This window comes from Hujiaoplasma nucleasis, from assembly GCF_013745115.1.
In the GTDB taxonomy this organism is placed as follows: domain Bacteria; phylum Bacillota_I; class Bacilli_A; order Izemoplasmatales; family Hujiaoplasmataceae; genus Hujiaoplasma; species Hujiaoplasma nucleasis.
Map to the genome: position 1 here is coordinate 1,416,234 of NZ_CP051151.1, position 18,835 is coordinate 1,435,068.

The following is an 18,835-nucleotide window of genomic DNA, read 5'->3' on the forward strand; positions in this document are numbered from 1 at the left end:
TATTGTTATTAGAGGCTCTTTATGGTAAAATAAGAAATTGGTGGTAGAGATGATAAAAGAAAAAAATATTGAAACTTTATATGATGTTTTTGATGAATCAGCAACTTTATTGTACCAACAATCAAAGTTGCCATATTTAAGTGGAATTGTAAGAACTTGTGAGAATATTCTTGCACATTCTGTTGAAAATGAAGACGAAGAAATCAAAAAGCAATTAGAAGAGAAAATTGATTCTATTTCACATATTGAATTTCATAAAGAAGAAATAAGAAAAGCGTTTCAATATGCAGTTTTAAAAGGCTTAAAACATCAAAAAATCTCTAACCAAATGATTACACCTGAGAGTATTGGCATGTTGATGTCTTATTTGATTCATAAAATCTATGATGTTAATCATTTGCGAATTTATGATCCTTTGGTGGGGACAGGTAATTTAATAACTGCCATCGCTAACCAAATTGAAAAAGATGTTTCTTTGGTTGGTGTAGATTATTTTGGACAATCTTATGAACTCGCTCAAGCTCTTTTTGAAATGTTGGGTTATGGTGATCAAGTGTTTTTTCAAGATACAAGGACTTCAAAAAATATCAACGCTGATGTTATTATCTCTGATTTTTCAGCTGTACAACAGTCTGAAATCTATGAAATCATTAATCATCAAAGCCAAAATATTAAAGCCAATGGTTTTTTTATTCTTATGGTTGATAATTTGTTCTTTGAGGCTTTAAATGTCAAAGCATTTATTGAAGAACTCAATAAGGAATGGTATTTATTCGGTATGATGATCTTGCCTCAAGAAGTATTTATAACACAAGAAAAAACAATTCTTATCTTACAAGATAAGGGTGATAAATTCATACAACCAGATTCTTTTATGATGGTAGAAATACCTGGTTTTAAAGAACAAAATGCTTTAGAAAATGTGATTGGTCAATTGAATCAATGGTTTGCCAAGACAAAGTTTTATCGTTATAGTGACAAAGGGTAAGCCCTTAAATATATAAAACAAGGAGAGGTTTCATGGTAGAGTTTTTAGAGAAAATTAATATTTTAGAAGAAACAAGAGATTTAATTGTTGTTGCAAACAAGAATCAAATCTCACAAATTCTATTTGAAGAACTAAATGTTCAAGTGACTGATTATAAAGATGAACTTTTTACAACCATTCATACTTTAGGTCAATTAAAGTCAAATAGAATTCATATTGTTGGTGGCAATAAGCTAACAAAATTAGAAGATATGAAAAAAGTAATTCAAAAGATATCTTCTTTAAAAGGAGATTCAATCTTAGTGACTGATTCTTTTAATCATGAAGAATTATTAAAAGTATCTGATATTGTTGAAATGTTAGTTACTCAAGCTTATGTATGTGATACTTATAAGTCGAAAAAAAGCGAAGCATCATCAAATGTATTTGTTCAAGCTAATAAGGAACTTAAAAAAGCATTTGATGAAGGTGTCATTTATGGAGAGTCTATTAATCAAGCAAAAGACTTAGTCAATGCTCCATACAATTATATGAAGGCTAAGGATTTAGCTGATCATGCAAAAGCTTTAGAAAGATATGAAGGAATTACTGTAAAGATTTACGAAAAAGAAGAAATTCAAGCAATGAATATGGGTGCTTATCTAGGTGTTAACAAGGGTTCATCAGACGCTCCATACTTTATTTTTATTGAATATAAGGCTAAAGATAACCAAGATCAACCAACAGCTTTGGTTGGTAAAGGTGTGATGTTTGATACAGGTGGTTATTCTTTAAAACCATCAACTTCTATGCCCGGCATGAAAATCGATATGGCTGGATCAGCTGCCGTCATAGCTGCTATTGAAGGTATTGCTAGATTAGCCTTAGACACCCATGTTTATGCTATAGTGGCCGCGACTGATAACCGTATAGGTGATGACGCCATTGTGCCTGATGATATATTAACTTCAGCTAATGGGAAAACTATTGAGATTATATCTACAGATGCTGAAGGGCGTTTAACTTTAGTGGATGCTATTTGGTTTGCACAAAAAGAAGGCGCAAAAAAAATCATTGACGTCGCAACCCTTACAGGTGCTATCATGGCAGCTTTAGGTTCTTACTATACGGGTGCATTTACCAATGACCAAGACTTCTTTGATGAATTTAAAAAAGTGACTGAAATGACTGGTGAGAAAATATGGCAAATGCCTATTTCTAAGGAATATCATGATGAGTTAAAATCAATTGTTGCTGATTTAAAGAACAAAGGTGGACGTTTAGGGGGAGCTTCACAAGCGGCTGCTTTTATTGAAGAGTTTGTAGATAAAGATACCAAATGGATCCATTTGGATATCGCTGGAACCGCCAATGAGTCAAAAACTGGCGCTACAGGTGTTATGGTTAAAACATTTATGAAATTCTTTTCATAATTAAAATAATATATAGAATTCGAAAGGAGATGTATGGAAACATACAATAAATAATATGAAAAAAATAATGGCTGTAAACGCTGGTTCTTCTTCATTAAAATTTCAGTTACTTGAAATGCCAAGCGAGAATATGATTACCAGTGGAATTGTAGAAAGAATAGGGATGAGTAAATCTGTTTTTTCAATTAAAGTTAACGGAGAAAAAATAGAAGAAACATTAGATATCGCCAATCATGGAGATGCAGTTAATTTATTATTAAATAAATTAATTGAACACGATATTATTTCATCATTTGATGAAATCGCTGGTGTTGGACACAGGGTAGTTCATGGTGGAGATAAAATATCTGAGTCAGTTGTTATAGATGAGGCATTGATTCAGTATTTAGAAGAGATTATTGATTTGGCGCCTTTACATTTAGGTCCAAACTTAACAGGTATAAAAGCTTTTAAAGAGATTTTACCCAATGTAAAACATGTGGGGGTATTTGATACTGCTTTCCATCAAACTATGCCTGAAGAATCATTTTTATATGCAGTGCCTTATGATTGGTACACCAAATATAAAGTAAGAAAATACGGCTTCCACGGGACAAGTCATAAGTTTATTACACAAAGATATGCTGAAATGATGAATAAAGATATTCATGATGTTAATATTGTCATAGCTCACATTGGTAATGGAGCGTCTATTTGTGCTGTTAAAAACGGACAATCCATTGATACTTCAATGGGATTCACTCCATTAGAAGGTATTCCTATGGGAACACGTTCAGGAAATATAGACCCTGCAGTAGTTGAGTATATGGCTAGTGTTAAACATAAACCTGTAAAAGAAATTATTAATCAGTTAAATAAGAAATCTGGTTATTTAGGTTTATCTGATTTATCTTCTGATTCACGTGATTTAGTTTCTGCATCAAAAGAAGGAAATCATCAAGCTGCATTAGCTATTAATGTTCAAGCAAAAAGGATTGCTGATTATATAGCCTCATATCATAACTATGTTGGTGGTGCTGAAGCAATTATCTTCACTGCAGGTATCGGTGAAAATGCTAAGGAAACTAGAGAAAACATAGGTTCTAGATTGGCTGCATTTGGTGTTGAAATTGATGACAAAAGAAATAATTGTCGTGGAGTTGAACAATTAATCTCTACTGATCATTCGAAAATTAAAGTTTATGTCATTCCAACCAATGAAGAAGTCATGATCGCAAGAGATACTTTGGCTTTACTGTAAACTTAAATAAAGATTAGCCCCTTTTCATAAGTAATATCTTATGAAGGGGGTTTTTTTATGGAAAAATTTTTGTTTTTAATGCTTTCGTTTTTATTGAATATCTATCCTATTGACATATTGGGTTCATATCAAGAAGATTATAAATGTTATGACTATGGTTCGTATCAGGGGGATGGTTACTTAATGGTTTATGATTTATTAAGTGATGAAGTTTATTATGAAATTCTATATGATCAAGGTAAAGATGAATCTTTTATTTATTTGGCAGATGTAGGAGACACTATTTTTATCTTAGTAGAAATTAATCAAGGACAAGAATACAAGATATTACATTATGATCATCAAGGTCTATTAATTAAAGAAAGAGTATTAGACTATGAAATTATCGCTTTTTATAATCATCATCATTACTTGGTGATTGATGTAGATGGAGATTATCTTTACATTGATGAAGATTTTAATATTCTTTTTGAACCTATCATTGAGGAAAGAGTGAAAGAATATTCATATATACAGTACCAAGGGGAGCTTTTGATAGATGAAAAAATCTCTAATCAACACATAATTGAAGATTCTGGTTATCATCAAATTCAAATTCAAAGCAATGATTATATCTTTTTCTATGATTTAATCATTGAAAAAGATATTCATATTATAGGTCAAGAGTATAAAGATGGATATAGAGGCCAAATAGTTATTGAAGAAGATGACCTTCTTGTGAATAACAAAGCATATGAATCAATGTCTATTATTGATCAAAGTGGATTATATAGTATTACTTATTATGACAAGAATATCCTTATACAAGACTTACAGGTTAAATTATATCCTGAAGTCATTTATTATAATGGTATCGATCACTATGACTTGATAGATGATTTGATCATTGATGAACCTATTTCTATTTTTGCTAATATAGACGACTTAAAATTAAATGGTTTATCCTATAATCACGAACTGATTAGTGAAACTGGAAATTACTATTTACAAGCTGGCATTGATACCATTAGCTTTAAAATTGTTTCTAAAGTAAGTGGTGTTGAAAATCAAGCAATCTATTCGTCAGTGGAATTATATGCTTTTGGTGAGATCTATTTAAATGGACAAGCCATTCAAGGACTTAAATATATTAAAGAAAGTGGTCATTATTCTTTGGAAGTTATGGAAGATGGACAAGTCATTGAAAGTATTTTTTTTACTATTGATAATGCTGATGAGTTTAATGAAAACAAAGATAATATATATCTATATATAGGATTATTGTTGGTTGGAATGGTCTCAATATTACTATTAAAAATAGTTATACTTTATAAATTATGATATAATACTTTTGAGGGTTTATATGATAGATTTTTCTCTATATTTACAAAGTTCATATTCTTTTAATGGAAGCTTAATTGATATTGAAACAACTGTGAAACGTGCTAAAGAATTAGGTTATTCAAGTTTAGGTTTGGTCGATAGAAATAAGATGCATGGAGTTATTAAGTTCTATAAGTCTTGTTTAAATCACGGGATTAAACCTCTTTTAGGTTTGGAAGTTATCATTAAATCCGAGAAATATTCTGACTTAATTTGTTTATTATATGCTAAAAATAATGAAGGTTATCAAAATTTAATGAAGTTAAGTTCTCATCTTGCCTTAAGTAAAGGTTATTTGGAGTTACATGAATTATCTTCTTTTTCTCAAGGACTTATATTAGTGGCTGTAATTGATCGTGGAGGATTGAATGATATTGTCCACCAAGACGATCATGAAATGATGATTAATTTGTTAGAGGACTTAGAAAAGCATGCCGAAGATTACTATCTTGGATTTGGTTCGGATATATTTGAATATAACGATTTATATGATGTGTTAATTAAGAATTTTAAGATAGTCATTACATCACCAGTAATCTACTTATACGAAGAGGATAAAGAAGCTTCAGAAATTCTAAAGAAAATTCTAAAAAGTGAACATTCAGACTTAGGTTTGTTTGAAGAAAGTCAAAGCTCCTATCATTTACCTAAGAGATCGTTGTTGGATACTTGGTATAAAAATTATCCAGATGCTATTAAAAATTCATTACAGATGATTGATAAAGTAAATCTAACTATCAACTTTAAACAAAGATATTTACCCAAATATCCTGAAAGTGAAATAACTTCTTATGAGCACCTAGAACAATTAACTGATAAGGGCTTAAAAAGAAGACTGGTTCAAAAGAACCAGTACCCACAAATGTACAGTCTTTATAAGGAAAGATTGAATCATGAAATGTCAATCATCAAAGAAATGCATTATGAAGATTATTTTTTGATTGTTTGGGATTTTGTCTTATATGCTAAAAAACAAAATATCTTAGTTGGACCAGGAAGGGGATCCGCTGCAGGTTCTTTAATTTCATATTGTTTAGGAATTACTGAGGTTGATCCTTTAGACTTTAACTTATATTTTGAGCGTTTCTTAAACCCTGAAAGAATCACTATGCCTGATATAGATATGGACTTTCCTGATAATAAAAGAGATGAAATTATCACTTATGTTGTAGAAAAATATGGCTTTGATAAGGTATCTTCCATCATTACTTTTGGTACTTTTCAAGGTAAATCAGCCATTAGAGATGTGGGGAGGATTCTTGATACTTCTACAGTCATTATTGAAGATTTAACAAAGAAAATTTCTTTGTCAAATAACTCTATTGAACAATATGAAAAAGAATATCCTAAAGATTTCCAATATTATATGAATAATCCAGAAATTAGTCATTTAATTACTATAGCGAAGAAATTATCAGGGTTAGTAAGGCATGTATCAACACATGCGGCAGGTGTCATTATTTCAGATAATCCTATCATGACCTATACACCGACTCAACCTGGTTTGTTAAATATGTATCAAAGTCAGTATGAGGCAAGTGATTTAGAAAGTTTAGGCTTACTTAAAATTGATTTTTTAGGAATTCGTAATTTAACAATTATTCAAGAAGTCATAGAAATGATTGAAAAAAACGAAGGTGAGAAAATTAATGTTTATAAACTTCCTTTAGATGATAAAAAAACTTTTAGCCTCTTAAAAGATGTTAAAACATTAGGAATCTTTCAGTTAGAGTCTGAAGGTATGATGAATTTAATGAGACAAATGCGATTAGAGAATTTTGAAGAAATCGCAACTTGTATTTCTTTACATAGGCCTGGTCCTATGGAGAATATCCCTGCTTATATTAGAAGAAGAAACAAAGAAGAACTGGTGGATTATTTGCATCAAGATTTGATTCCTATTTTAAAGCCAACCCATGGTATTATTGTTTATCAAGAACAAATAATGAAAATTGCAAATCAGTTTGCGGCTTACTCTTTAGGTGAAGCTGATGTTTTAAGAAGAGCCGTTAGCAAAAAAAATAAATCTGTCCTAGAAAAAGAAAGGCAAAAATTTGTTTCAAGAGTTATCAAACAAGGTCATTCAGAAGTCTTAGGAAATAAAATATATGACTATATTGTTAAATTTGCTAATTATGGTTTTAATAAATCTCATGCAGTCGCATACTCATATGTATCTTACTGGATGGCTTATTTAAAGGCTAACTATCCTTCTTATTTTCTTGCGGTTTTATTGGATTATCAAATAGGTTCAGCTGTGGGGACTAAGAAATATATTAGAGAATGTAAAACTATGGGTATCCAAGTTTTACCTCCTAAAATCAATCATTCTTTGGTGAGATACCATTACGAAAAAGCTGGGTTAAGGTATCCTTTTATGGCTATTAAAGGTATCGGCCAAATCATGGCTGAAAAAATTATTCAAATTCAAGAAGAAAAACCGGTAAGTTCTTTTATTGACTTTTACGAAAGAGGAAGACACCTTCCTAAGAACGTGATTGAAATATTGATTTATGCCAATGTCTTTTCTGAATTTGGTGTTAACAACCGTACTTTGATTGAGAATTTAGACCGTATTGAATCTTTTATTCAGTTTCATTATAAGAATGATTCTTTTAATTATGTTGATTATGAAGAATATGATTATAGTTTTTTAGAAGCTAAGGAAAGAGAGTTATTGGGAGTGCATTTTGAGTATCATTTGATGAATCGATATGAAGATCTTATTAAAAAAAGGCATTTAAGTGCCTTATCTGATATTGTTGAAAAGCCTTTAGGGAGATATAGTTTTGTTTGTTTACTTTCAAGAGTTAAGGTTATTCAAACCAAAAACCATAAAGAAATGGCGTTTTTATCATTAGAAGATGAATTTACCCAAGTAGACTCAGTCTTGTTTCCTAAGCTCTATGAGCAATATCAAGGACTTTTAAAAGAACAAATGGTATATTTAATTAGTGGTAAAACTGAGTTAAGGAATGATTCCTTACAAGTGATTATAGAAAAAATCGAACAATTATAGGAGTGGTAAAATGAAAATAGCATTGTTAACATCTGGTGGTGACGCTCCAGGGATGAACGCAGCTATAAGAGCTGTGGTAAGAACTTGTGTATATTATAATATTGAAGCATATGGAGTTCGAGATGGTTATAAAGGATTGGTTGAAGATAACTTTAGACACCTTCATTCTTTTGATGTAGGTCAAATGATAGATCGAGGTGGAACGATTTTAGGTTCTGCTAGATTGGATAGTTTTAAGAATGAAGAAGTCGTAAAAAAAGCTATAGATAACCTAAGAAAAAGAAGTATTGATGGTTTGGTTGTAATTGGTGGAGATGGGACATTTAAAGGTGCCATGGCTTTAGAGGCTCAAGATTTTCCGACCATAGGTATACCAGCGACCATTGATAATGATATCAATGGTACGGAATATACTATTGGTTTCTTCTCAGCTTTAGATACATCCATGGAAGCCATTGATAAGTTAAGAGACACATCATTTTCTCATCAAAGATGTACGGTTGTTGAGGTTATGGGTAGAGATTGTGGTGACTTAAGTATCTATTCAGGTATTTCTTGTGGGGCAGAAATTGTGGTCACTAGTGAAACAGGATATAATGAAACAGAGATTTTAGAAAGAATTCAAAAAGCTAAAAACCAAGGCAAAAGACATTTAATTGTCGTAGTTGCTGAAAACATCACTGATGTTAATCAACTTGCTAAGAAAATTCAAACCAACACTGGATATGATGCGAGAGCTACAGTCTTAGGTTACATACAAAGAGGTGGATCGCCTTCAGCTTTTGATAGAGTTTTAGCTTCTAAGATGGGTATATTAGCGGTTGAGTTATTAAAAGAAGGCAAACATAATTTAGCCACTGTATCTCAAGGTTTACATGTGAATTCAATGTCTTTAAGTAAGGTCCTTTATGAAAAGGCAGATAAACCTAATTTATATCGTTATTTAGAAAAATTAAGATAAAAAAAGATGACTGGACAATTAAGTTCAGTCATTTTTATATTCTATAATATCTTTATGTTTTGGATGGTAAAGAACAATTAAATAACCATCAAGATAATCTGTAACTAAAGCGTACTTATATAAGTCATCTATTTTAAATTCAGGATGTTTTTGATGAAAACTTCTTAAAATATCATTTTTATTATCTAAATGTTCCCAATAAATTTGTGGCTTAATGGGGTAATGATTAAGAAAATCATACTTTAAATAACTTTCAATTTGATTTGTAAATAGTTGGTTCACTTTAAGAAATTCAATCAAATAGATAAACAAGTCTTTAAAATGATATCTTAGAGTTGAGTAATTCTTCTTTTTAAAAAAATCATACATTTGAAGGTAAAAATCAAAAGCGTCCATATCTTTTGTTAAAAATTTTATACTTTTGTTTAAAAAACCTTTGTTCCAATAAATATTTAACATAGTTTCAACTTGATGTATAATTTCTAAGGAAGCTTGATCAATATACTTACTATCAATAATCTCGTAAGGGGCAACTTGTTGGTAATTGATTTGGTGTTCTTTTGTTTTATAGTATATAGAGGTTCCTTTAAGTATTTTAAGAAATCCTAGTTGTAATTCATCAGGAAAGAGTTGGTAAATCGTATTAAAAGTGTTTTTAAAACTATTTAAATCTTCATAGGGCAAACCAGCAATTAAGTCTAAATGCAAAGTAACATTTGATTTTTTTAGTTCTTGAATATTAGCAATTAGTTTTTGAGTGTCTTGATAGCGATTAACTTCTTGATTGACTTGATCATTAGTTGATTGAATACCTAATTCAAAGCGTATCAAGTTTTTAGGAGCCTTATTCACTAAGAATTCAATGAAAGGTTTCTTCAAAACATCACCATTAATTTCAAATTGGTAAACAATATTTTTATCATTTCTAGATATGATATATTCAAGAAATTCTTGAGCCAGTTTTGGATTGGCATTAAAGGATCTATCTAAGAATTTAAAAGTTTTTCCTCCTCGTTTTATTAATGAATCAAGGATTTCTTTGACATGGTCAAGGGAGAAAAACCTTAGACCCTTTTCCAATGAAGCCAAGCAATATGCGCATTGATATGGACAACCTCTAGACAATTCAAGGTACTGGATTTTATGTTGATAGTCATCATGATCTAATATAAAATAAGGGTTATTTAAATTATCAAGATTTTTAATAATTTTTATTTTGTTTTTTATGATTAAATCCTTTTCCTTATAAATAAGGTTAGGAATATTCTTTAAATTATCTTCTTGATGAAGAGCTTCTAAGAGAAGATTAAAACTTTCTTCACCTTCATTAACTATAATATAATCAGCTAGATCATCTTTAAAGAAGCCTTCGTTTACATAGGAAACTTCTGGACCCCCTAGCAATAATTTTGTTTTAGGTGATAATGCTCTTATTTTTTTAAGAAGTGCTTTTATGATTTCAATATTCCATATATATACTGAAAAACCAATCAAATGAGCTTGGTAAGTCATAATATCTTCAATTATTTTTTCTTGAGTATCTTTGATGGTGTATTCAAAAACATCTACAGGATAGTGTGTATTGGCCTTTAAATATCGTACCGCAAGATTAGGATGGATATATTTAGAATTGATTGCTATAAGCATTGTTTTCATTTAATCACCTGTATCTATTGTATCAAATAATTTAAAAAATAAGTAATGTATATAAAATATGTTATACTTAAATTGGTGATTATATGAAAGATTTTAAATTGATATCAGAATATCTTCCGACAGGAGACCAACCAAAAGCAATTCAGACTCTTGTTGAAAATTTGAATAATAATATGAAAGAACAAGTCTTGTTAGGAGCGACTGGTACAGGTAAAACTTATACCATAGCTAATGTCATTCAAGAGGTTGATAGACCTGTTCTTGTTTTAGCGCACAACAAAACTTTAGCAGGCCAATTATACTCGGAGTTTAAATCATTATTTCCTGACAATCGAGTGGAATACTTTATCTCTTATTATGATTATTATCAACCAGAAGCTTATGTTCCAGGGGCAGACTTATATATAGAGAAAGACGCAAAAATTAATGATGAAATTGATGAATTGCGTCACGCAGCAACTTCTAGTCTTTTAGAAAGAAGAGATGTTATTATTGTTGCTTCTGTATCTTGTATATATGGTATTGGAGATCCGGAAACTTATAAACGAGGTATGGTGACCCTAAGAAAAGATGATGGTATGACCAGGGATGAACTTATGCAAAGACTCGTGGATATACTATATATAAGGAATGATATTGATTTTGTTAGGGGTTCATTTAGGGTTAGGGGCGATGTTGTCGAAATACTACCACCTTATCAAAAAACCAAGGGTATCAGAGTTGAGTTTGATTTTGATGAAGTTTCTAGGATAAGAGAATTTAATATTGTTTCGGGTGAGATATTTCAAGATTATGAAATGTTATCATTGTTTCCTGCATCGCACTTCTTAACAGATAAAGATAAATTAGATGAAGCCTTAAGAAGAATTGAAACAGAACTTAAAGAACAAATTAAATTCTTTAAAGATAAAAATATGCTTTTAGAAGCTGAAAGAATTGAACAAAGAACTAATTATGATTTAGAAATGTTAAGAGAAATGGGGACTGTCTCAGGAGTAGAAAACTATTCTAGACATTTAGCGTTAAGAGAAGAAGGAGAAACTCCTTCTACTTTAATAGATTTCTTCCCTGATGACTTTATTTTAGTAGTTGATGAATCTCATGTGACTTTACCTCAAGTTAGGGGTATGTACAATGGAGATAGATCTAGAAAGCAAACTTTGGTTGATTATGGTTTTAGATTACCTAGTGCTTTAGATAATAGACCATTAAACTTTTCTGAGTTTAATGATAAGATTAATCAAGTTATTTATGTTTCCGCAACGCCAGGAGATTATGAATTAGAAAAATCTGGAGATGTCATTGAACAAATCATTCGACCAACAGGACTTATAGATCCTTTGGTTGAAGTTAGAGATTCAATGAATCAAATTGATGATTTACTTATAGAAATAGATAAAACCATTCAAAGAAAAGAAAGGGTATTGATCACAACGCTTACCATTAAGATGAGTGAAGACCTAACAGCCTACTTGAAGTCTTTAGGATATAAGGTAGAATACTTACATTCAAAAATTAAATCTTTAGAAAGAATGGAACTTATTCGACAATTAAGACAAGGTGATTTTGATGTCCTTGTTGGTATCAACTTATTAAGAGAAGGTTTAGATTTACCTGAGGTATCTTTTATAGCGATTTTGGATGCTGATAAAGAAGGTTTCTTGCGAAGTGAGAAATCATTGATTCAAACTATTGGACGGGCTGCGAGAAATGTTAATGGTCATGTAGTGATGTATGCGTCAAGAATTACAGATTCCATGAAAAAAGCTATTGAAGAAACAGAAAGACGAAGAGAAATTCAAATTCAACATAATATTGATAATAACATTACTCCAAAAACCATCCTTAAGAATATTCCTAAAGCAATTTCAATTAAAACAGATACTGATCAAGTGGTTGATGATATCAATAAATTATCAAGACTAGAAATTGAAAAGAATATCGCTATGTTGGAAGACCAAATGATGGTTTACGCAAAAGAATTAGATTTTGAACAAGCTGCTCGCATCAGAGATTTAATCTTTGAAATGAAGAAAGTTAGCAAAAATAAAAGATAAAATTAATAATATTAATTAAAAAAGTCAATTTTATTGACTTTTTTTAAAATTTTATTAAAAAAATTAAAAAATTTACTTGACATCCTTAAAATACTTGATATAATAAAGGTGTAATTAAGAAAAGTTAACAAAATTATTTACAAAAATCAATAATCTTAATTTATAAATCAATAATGAGGAGGGGTCATTATGAAATATCGTAAAGAAGAATTTAAAGAAACAGTTTACATCAGTGGATTTTGCCAAGGTGAATATTGGCAACAATTTCAAGACAAGAAAAGAAGTTAATTGTTAAGGATTTATTAGGAAGGGGGAAACCAAAATGAAAGAAAGAGAATTCAAGTTGTTTAAAGTCCAAGAATTTGGTACAATTTGTCCAAACGAGTATTGGAATCAATTACAAAACAACTACCATATTCGTCAATCTAAATTACGGAAGGATTATTATGGATAAGAAAAAAATTACTTTACTTATATCTTTATTACTTACAATATTTATATTCTCAATGTCATTGTTTTCTGGGACTGATTCTGGGGAAATGAGTTCAGGATTGTCAATGACATTGAAGAATATCTGGGATTCAATATTTAAAAACAATCCCATAAGTTTAAGTTTCTTACAAACTTTTGTAAGAAAAGCAGCTCATGTATTTGAGTATTTGTTATTAGGGGTATCTTATTTCTTTACTGCAAAAGCTTGGAAGCTATCTATTTTAAAGATTCTCACCATAGGCTTTATTACAGCTGGTATTGATGAGTGGATCCAAACTTTTGTTCCAGGAAGAGCTGGCCGATGGCTTGATATTCTAGTGTTTGATTTAGGCGGTTTTATTATTGGGCTTGCCTTGATGATATTAATATTTGATAGGCGATCAAAAATTCATCCGGATGATGTCTTAAAAGATTTAGAAGATCAAAAAATATCGAGTAAGAAAGCTTATAAATATTTATATAAGCAAGGTCAAAGATTATCATTTACCAATCATGCACATTTTTTAAAGCTCAATATTACATTAATTGATGAACCAGGTGTCAACAAGTTTTTAAAAGTACTATTCTTTATTCCTTTACCCTTATTTATTGCAAGATTTGCCTTATTGTTTATAAGAGATTTTCAATATGATGGATTTTCAAAGGAAGATATTAAAAGAGTTATTAATACTAAAGGTATAAAAATTAATGTTTACCCACAGTCTGGTGAACAAATCGAAATTATAACATTTTAAAAGGAGAGTGTATTATGAGAGATTTTGAAAGAGAAATAGAAAAGAAGATTGAAGAAAAATTCAAAGGTAAGTTTAAGAAATATCCAGTGATGTCAGAGTGTCCAGTGTGCCAACACGATCTTGAAGTAACACATTTATCATGTTCTAATTGTCACACGGAATTGGAAGGTCGTTTTACTTTATCAAAGTTTAATTATTTAAACACTGATAAGTTATATTTCATTGAAATATTTGTTAAAAACAGAGGTAACATTAAAGCAATAGAAAAAGAAATGGGTTATTCATATCCAACCATTAAAAAAATGTTGGATGAAGTCATAGAAGAATTAGGTTATTCAGCTGATGCAAAAGAAGAAGAAGCTGAAGATGTAGATCAAACACCTAAAAAAAGTAAAATAGAAATATTAGATATGATTGATAAAGGTCAAGTATCAGTCGAAGAAGCTGCTAAATTATTAGCTAAAATTAAATAGGAGGGGAAAATTATGTCAAACCATGAATTAAAAGAAGAAAGAATGAAAATTTTAGATTTATTATCAAAGAAAATTATTACCGCTGAAGAGGCAGAAAAATTATTGTCATCATTGTTAAGTGAACAAGAAGAACCAAAAGCTATAGAAAAAAAATCACAATTTAGAATGTTGAAAATTAAAATTGATTCAGCTGATGGCGATAATGTCAATGTTCAAATTCCGATTGAATTTGCTAAATTATTAAAAACTAAGAAGTTTATGGGCAATTATACATCAGATTTTGATTTTGATATCGATCAACTCATTGAAATGATTCAAACAGGAGCTCATGGAGAACTTGTAAATATCAAATCTGGCGATGGTGACACTGTAAAAATCGTTGTTGAATAAGATCTTAAAAACACCTTTTAGGAGGTGTTTTTTTAATTGTCAGCTTTTTTTGTAGTTTTTATGGTATAATATTTATAAAGATATTTATTTTTTTGCGTAAATTTGGAAGGAGAAAATATGTCTGAAAATCAAAATGAAAAATTCATAGTCGAGGCTATCGATTTAACCCATGATGGGTTGGCCGTTACACGTTTAGATGATGGCTACACTGTTTTTGTCGAGGATTTATTAAAGGGAGAAACAGCTGAAATCGAAATCACTCATAGACGTAAGAATTTTGGTTTTGGTCAGGTTGTCACAAGGATTAATCGAAGTCCTTATCGACAAGCACCAAAATGCAAACATTTTTATGAATGTGGTGGATGCCAATTAATGCATATGGACTATGACGTCCAAGTTGCTTTTAAAAAATATCGAGTAGAATCAATGTTGAAAAAAATTGGCGTTGATAACATAGATGTTGATGATATGGTATCAATGGTTAATCCATATTATTATCGTAATAAGGTTGAGATTAAATTTGCTAATGGTAAAGAAGGTATAGAAGCAGGTTTTTATCAAACCAAGTCTCATGATGTGGTTGATATAGAAGAATGTTTTATTATGCCTAAAAAATCCTTCCAATTATTAACTTTAATTAAGAATCTTTTTAATCAATACAAGATCAGTGCATTCGATGAAAAAACTAAGAATGGTTTAGTAAAATCTATTATTATTAGAGAATCTAGTAAACATAAAGAAATATTGGTTTTGATGAATTTATCAGCGTCAAAATTACCTAATGAACGTAAATTTATTAAAAGACTTGCTGAACAACAATCAGAACTTGTTGGTGTAGGAATAATTAAAACAGATGATGATAGTGATTATCATTTAAATAAACCTATTCGTTTAGTTTATGGTAAAAGATTTATTTATGATACGATTCTAGATGTTAAATATAGGATTGGTTTTAAATCTTTCTTCCAAGTTAACCCTTTACAAACAGAAAGATTATATTCAACAGCTATAGAAATGGCAGGATTATCTTTGAAAGATAAGGTCATCGATGCTTATTCAGGGATTGGATCCATTGCTTTAAATATCGCTAATAAAGTATATAAAGTATTTGGTATAGAACAATTAAGAGCTGCAGTTTATGATGCAAAAAGAAATGCCAAATTAAACAATATAAAAAATGCCTTTTTTGAAGTAGGAGATGCTGAAAAAGTAATATCAAAATGGAAAAAATATTCTTTTGACGCTATTTTCTTTGACCCACCAAGAAAAGGATGCAAAAAAGAGTTTTTAAAAACAGTTGTTGATATGAAAATTCCTAAAATTATCTATATTTCATGTAATCCAGCAACTTTAGGAAGAGATTTAGAATACTTGATTAATCATGATTATGAAATTAAGAAAGTGGCTCCTGTTGATATGTTTCCGCAAACATCACACGTTGAGTCTATCGTATTGCTTTCATTAAAAACAGCGTAACAAAGCCATTTATAAATACCAATTAAAGGTGATTTTATCTATCAAAGGGTAAATATTGCCTTTTTTTTATTTTCTAGCCATTGTGGGAACATACGCATATCATTGTGGAAACATATTTTTTGTTCAAATGGACTGAAAATGATAGTCGAGGTTTGTTTGGGTAAACATATTTTAACACCTATTTTTGTTTTGATAATTTTATCAAATCGCACTATAAAGGGCATAAGTATACTTGATGTTTACACACTCAATGATAGAGCCAATTCTGACATTTTTTAAGTATTATTTTGTGTTTCATCTCACTTTTTTATTCAACTGTAAAAAAAGCTATTCCATCATTGAGTTGATGAGATATGCTCTGCTATGAAAAAACAGGACACACGCCCCCCCTTTAAAGATAATGATGTATAATATAAACAAGACAAGGAGAAAAAGAATGACAAATCACTATACAACTGACTTTAAGCTTAAGATTGTTAAAATGATATTAGATGATCACATATCAAAACATGAGTTAGAAAGACAATATAAGGTAGCCAGGAAAACTCAAAGAGACTGGGTACGTAAATATGAACAAGAGGGTATAACAGGCTTAATAAATAAAAAGAAACAAAGAGATAAAATACCAACTGATAAAACAAAAGATTCAATAGATGATTTGAAACATCAAATTTTCTTATTGAAAATTGAAATAGAACGGCTTAAAAAAGGCTATTCTAAAGAAGATGTAAAATATATAAAAAAAAACTCATAAAACAATATGAGTTTGAACTGAAAGACAAATTCAAAGCTAGGTACTATGTAAAAGACTTATGTAAGTATTTAGAAGTTCATAGATCAAGCTATTACAGGTATCTTAAGAGGAAGACCTACTTAACACATCAAGAACAAACTAAGAACCATCTGAAGATGTTAATCAAGAATTACCATGAAATGTATCCGACAAAAGGATATAGATCCATAAGAAAAGATATTAGAGATGAAACTGGTTGGGTTGTAAGTTATTACTTAATGTATCGGTGCTTTAGAGAGATGGGTATCTCTTCTAAAGCTAGAAGGAAGGCCTTTAGAAGGCCAAAACACCAATCTGATAAGTTCCCTAATTTAGTGAATAACAATTGGTTAACATCAAGACCATTTGAGATTGTGTGTTCGGATACAACCATGTTGGTTATTAATGGGAAGAAATATGATTGGAACTATCATATAGATGTTTTTAATAATGAAATGGTAGGGTGGAATCTAGCCAACTACAAACATGGCATGGGCGTCATGAATCATCATAATTCTTTAAAAGACTTTCTTAAGATTAAAGAAGAAAGAGGCTATGGTGATTTAAATACAATTCTTCATAGTGACCAAGGCAATATATATGCATCTAAGAAGTTTGAAAAAGCGCACAAAGATTATCCTATTACAAGAAGCATGTCAAGGGTGGCTACACCAACTGATAATGCAGTTATAGAATCACTTAATGGCTGGATAAAGGCAGACATTAAAAAGAACTTAAAAATAGATGATTTTCAAGACCCATGGAAAGCGATTGAAATCTATGTTAATTACTTTAATAACAAAAGGCCATCATGGAAGCTAAATTATTTAAGTCCAGTAGAATATAGAATAATAAAGGGAATTAAATAAATATCAATGAGTCTATATAAAGGAAAGAAAACATTTGATATAATATATTTAAGAATAGTAATTATATCCTCTTTTTTAAAACTTAAAGGGGGGATATGTGTCCTGTTTTTTCATAGCAGAGCAATTAAAACAAGCTTTTCAAGAAAATGCAGAAAATTCATTTTCAAAAAGTAAAAATAATGCTGAAAAAATAGGTGTAATAATTGCGGTTCTAATTTTTTCTCTTTTTCTAATTTTTATCGGATCAGTACCTTTTGTAATGCTAGTTGCAAACTGGATTAAATCTGATTTTCTTACAGGATTAAGATCTTTTTTAGCTTATAGTCTATTATGGCCTATGTTTAATGCTTTCAGAAGAAGTTTGGCTTCGGAAAAAACTGTTTCTAATGAAAAACAAAGACTTACAATAATCATGTTCTTGTCAGGTGTTTATATTGGAATATTATATACTATGTTCGGATTTAACTTTGAGCTCTTTGATGTTGCATATTTTTATTCTTCATCAAATATAACATTCTCCAACTCACTAAGCATAATTATGCCTACACTTACAGTTGTTAGCGTAATATTAACATTTTATGCAGTGATATCTAAAATAGCACTTGAGAACGTCAAGAAAAATGATTATCCACACTGGACAATGAAATATCCTTTCATTGGAACAATCATTGTTTTATCCACATATGGAGTCCTAATTTATTTTACAGAGCTAACATCAGAGGAGAAGCTCTTACTTGACTTAGAAAATCTAAATAGCACTATTGGAATTTATAAAGATTTATTAGCAGCTGCATTAATACCATTGATTATAGGTGTTTTTCTGAATGTGAATTCAGAAAATAAATACAAAAGAAACGCTGGTAGTGATAACGATCTAGAATTAAGTTCAATAAAAGAGGAGATGAGAGACGATGTATAGAGCTACTTTTCATAA

General features: G+C 30.1%; 16 protein-coding genes. 15 read left to right on the plus strand and 1 reads right to left on the minus strand.

From position 1 onward, the window contains the following. Positions 1 to 49 precede the first annotated feature (49 nt). The 6 genes from HF295_RS06900 to pfkA are packed head-to-tail and all read left to right on the plus strand — an operon-like array spanning position 50 to position 8,982. Positions 50 to 988 carry a class I SAM-dependent methyltransferase gene (locus tag HF295_RS06900; protein ID WP_312031435.1) on the plus strand — a complete coding sequence of 313 codons (939 nt, stop codon included), beginning with the start codon at positions 50 to 52 and terminating at the stop codon, positions 986 to 988. A gap of 32 nt (positions 989 to 1,020) precedes the next feature. Then, positions 1,021 to 2,400, plus strand: coding sequence for a M17 family metallopeptidase (locus tag HF295_RS06905; protein ID WP_312031436.1), 1,380 nt, complete (start codon positions 1,021 to 1,023; stop codon positions 2,398 to 2,400). Positions 2,401 to 2,455: 55 nt separating this feature from the next. Next, on the plus strand, positions 2,456 to 3,640 hold the full coding sequence (locus HF295_RS06910) for an acetate/propionate family kinase (RefSeq protein ID WP_312031437.1): 1,185 nt from the start codon (positions 2,456 to 2,458) through the stop codon (positions 3,638 to 3,640). 57 nt (positions 3,641 to 3,697) lie between these two features. After that, positions 3,698 to 4,960, plus strand: a complete 1,263-nt coding sequence (locus HF295_RS06915; protein ID WP_312031438.1) for a hypothetical protein — start codon at positions 3,698 to 3,700, stop codon at positions 4,958 to 4,960. Positions 4,961 to 4,982: 22 nt separating this feature from the next. Next, entirely contained in the window at positions 4,983 to 8,021 is a 3,039-nt protein-coding gene (locus tag HF295_RS06920) for a DNA polymerase III subunit alpha (RefSeq protein WP_312031439.1), read from the plus strand. 10 nt (positions 8,022 to 8,031) lie between these two features. Next, positions 8,032 to 8,982, plus strand: a complete 951-nt coding sequence (pfkA, locus tag HF295_RS06925) for a 6-phosphofructokinase (RefSeq protein WP_312031440.1) — start codon at positions 8,032 to 8,034, stop codon at positions 8,980 to 8,982. A gap of 24 nt (positions 8,983 to 9,006) precedes the next feature. On the opposite strand, the gene HF295_RS06930 is transcribed toward pfkA, so the two are convergent. Beyond that, positions 9,007 to 10,638 (minus strand): B12-binding domain-containing radical SAM protein, encoded by a 1,632-nt coding sequence (locus HF295_RS06930; RefSeq protein ID WP_312031441.1) that lies wholly within the window; start codon positions 10,636 to 10,638, stop codon positions 9,007 to 9,009. An 83-nt stretch (positions 10,639 to 10,721) separates the two neighbouring features. Between HF295_RS06930 and uvrB the strand changes: the two genes are divergently transcribed. The 9 genes from uvrB to HF295_RS06975 all read left to right on the plus strand — a co-directional run bounded on the left by uvrB (position 10,722) and on the right by HF295_RS06975 (position 18,820). Further along, positions 10,722 to 12,695, plus strand: coding sequence for an excinuclease ABC subunit UvrB (gene uvrB, locus HF295_RS06935; protein ID WP_312031442.1), 1,974 nt, complete (start codon positions 10,722 to 10,724; stop codon positions 12,693 to 12,695). A gap of 322 nt (positions 12,696 to 13,017) precedes the next feature. Next, on the plus strand, positions 13,018 to 13,149 hold the full coding sequence (locus HF295_RS06940) for a hypothetical protein (protein ID WP_312031443.1): 132 nt from the start codon (positions 13,018 to 13,020) through the stop codon (positions 13,147 to 13,149). Beyond that, on the plus strand, positions 13,142 to 13,921 hold the full coding sequence (locus HF295_RS06945) for a VanZ family protein (protein WP_312031444.1): 780 nt from the start codon (positions 13,142 to 13,144) through the stop codon (positions 13,919 to 13,921). Before HF295_RS06940 ends, HF295_RS06945 begins: the two co-directional genes overlap by 8 nt. Before the next feature lie 14 nt (positions 13,922 to 13,935). Continuing rightward, positions 13,936 to 14,394, plus strand: coding sequence for a DUF2089 domain-containing protein (locus HF295_RS06950; RefSeq protein ID WP_312031445.1), 459 nt, complete (start codon positions 13,936 to 13,938; stop codon positions 14,392 to 14,394). Between the two features lie 12 nt (positions 14,395 to 14,406). Continuing rightward, on the plus strand, positions 14,407 to 14,784 hold the full coding sequence (locus HF295_RS06955; protein WP_312031446.1) for a hypothetical protein: 378 nt from the start codon (positions 14,407 to 14,409) through the stop codon (positions 14,782 to 14,784). 117 nt (positions 14,785 to 14,901) lie between these two features. Beyond that, on the plus strand, positions 14,902 to 16,260 hold the full coding sequence (gene rlmD / locus HF295_RS06960; RefSeq protein ID WP_312031447.1) for a 23S rRNA (uracil(1939)-C(5))-methyltransferase RlmD: 1,359 nt from the start codon (positions 14,902 to 14,904) through the stop codon (positions 16,258 to 16,260). Between the two features lie 436 nt (positions 16,261 to 16,696). Continuing rightward, the gene (locus tag HF295_RS06965; RefSeq protein WP_312031448.1) at positions 16,697 to 17,014 is read left to right on the plus strand and encodes a helix-turn-helix domain-containing protein; all 318 of its coding nucleotides are present in this window, start codon (positions 16,697 to 16,699) and stop codon (positions 17,012 to 17,014) included. Further along, positions 17,011 to 17,901 carry an IS3 family transposase gene (locus HF295_RS06970; protein ID WP_312032611.1) on the plus strand — a complete coding sequence of 297 codons (891 nt, stop codon included), beginning with the start codon at positions 17,011 to 17,013 and terminating at the stop codon, positions 17,899 to 17,901. The genes HF295_RS06965 and HF295_RS06970 overlap by 4 nt, the downstream gene beginning before the upstream one ends. 97 nt (positions 17,902 to 17,998) lie before the next feature. Then, positions 17,999 to 18,820: a hypothetical protein gene (locus HF295_RS06975; RefSeq protein WP_312031449.1), complete on the plus strand. Its 822-nt coding sequence runs from the start codon at positions 17,999 to 18,001 to the stop codon at positions 18,818 to 18,820. Positions 18,821 to 18,835 lie beyond the last annotated feature (15 nt).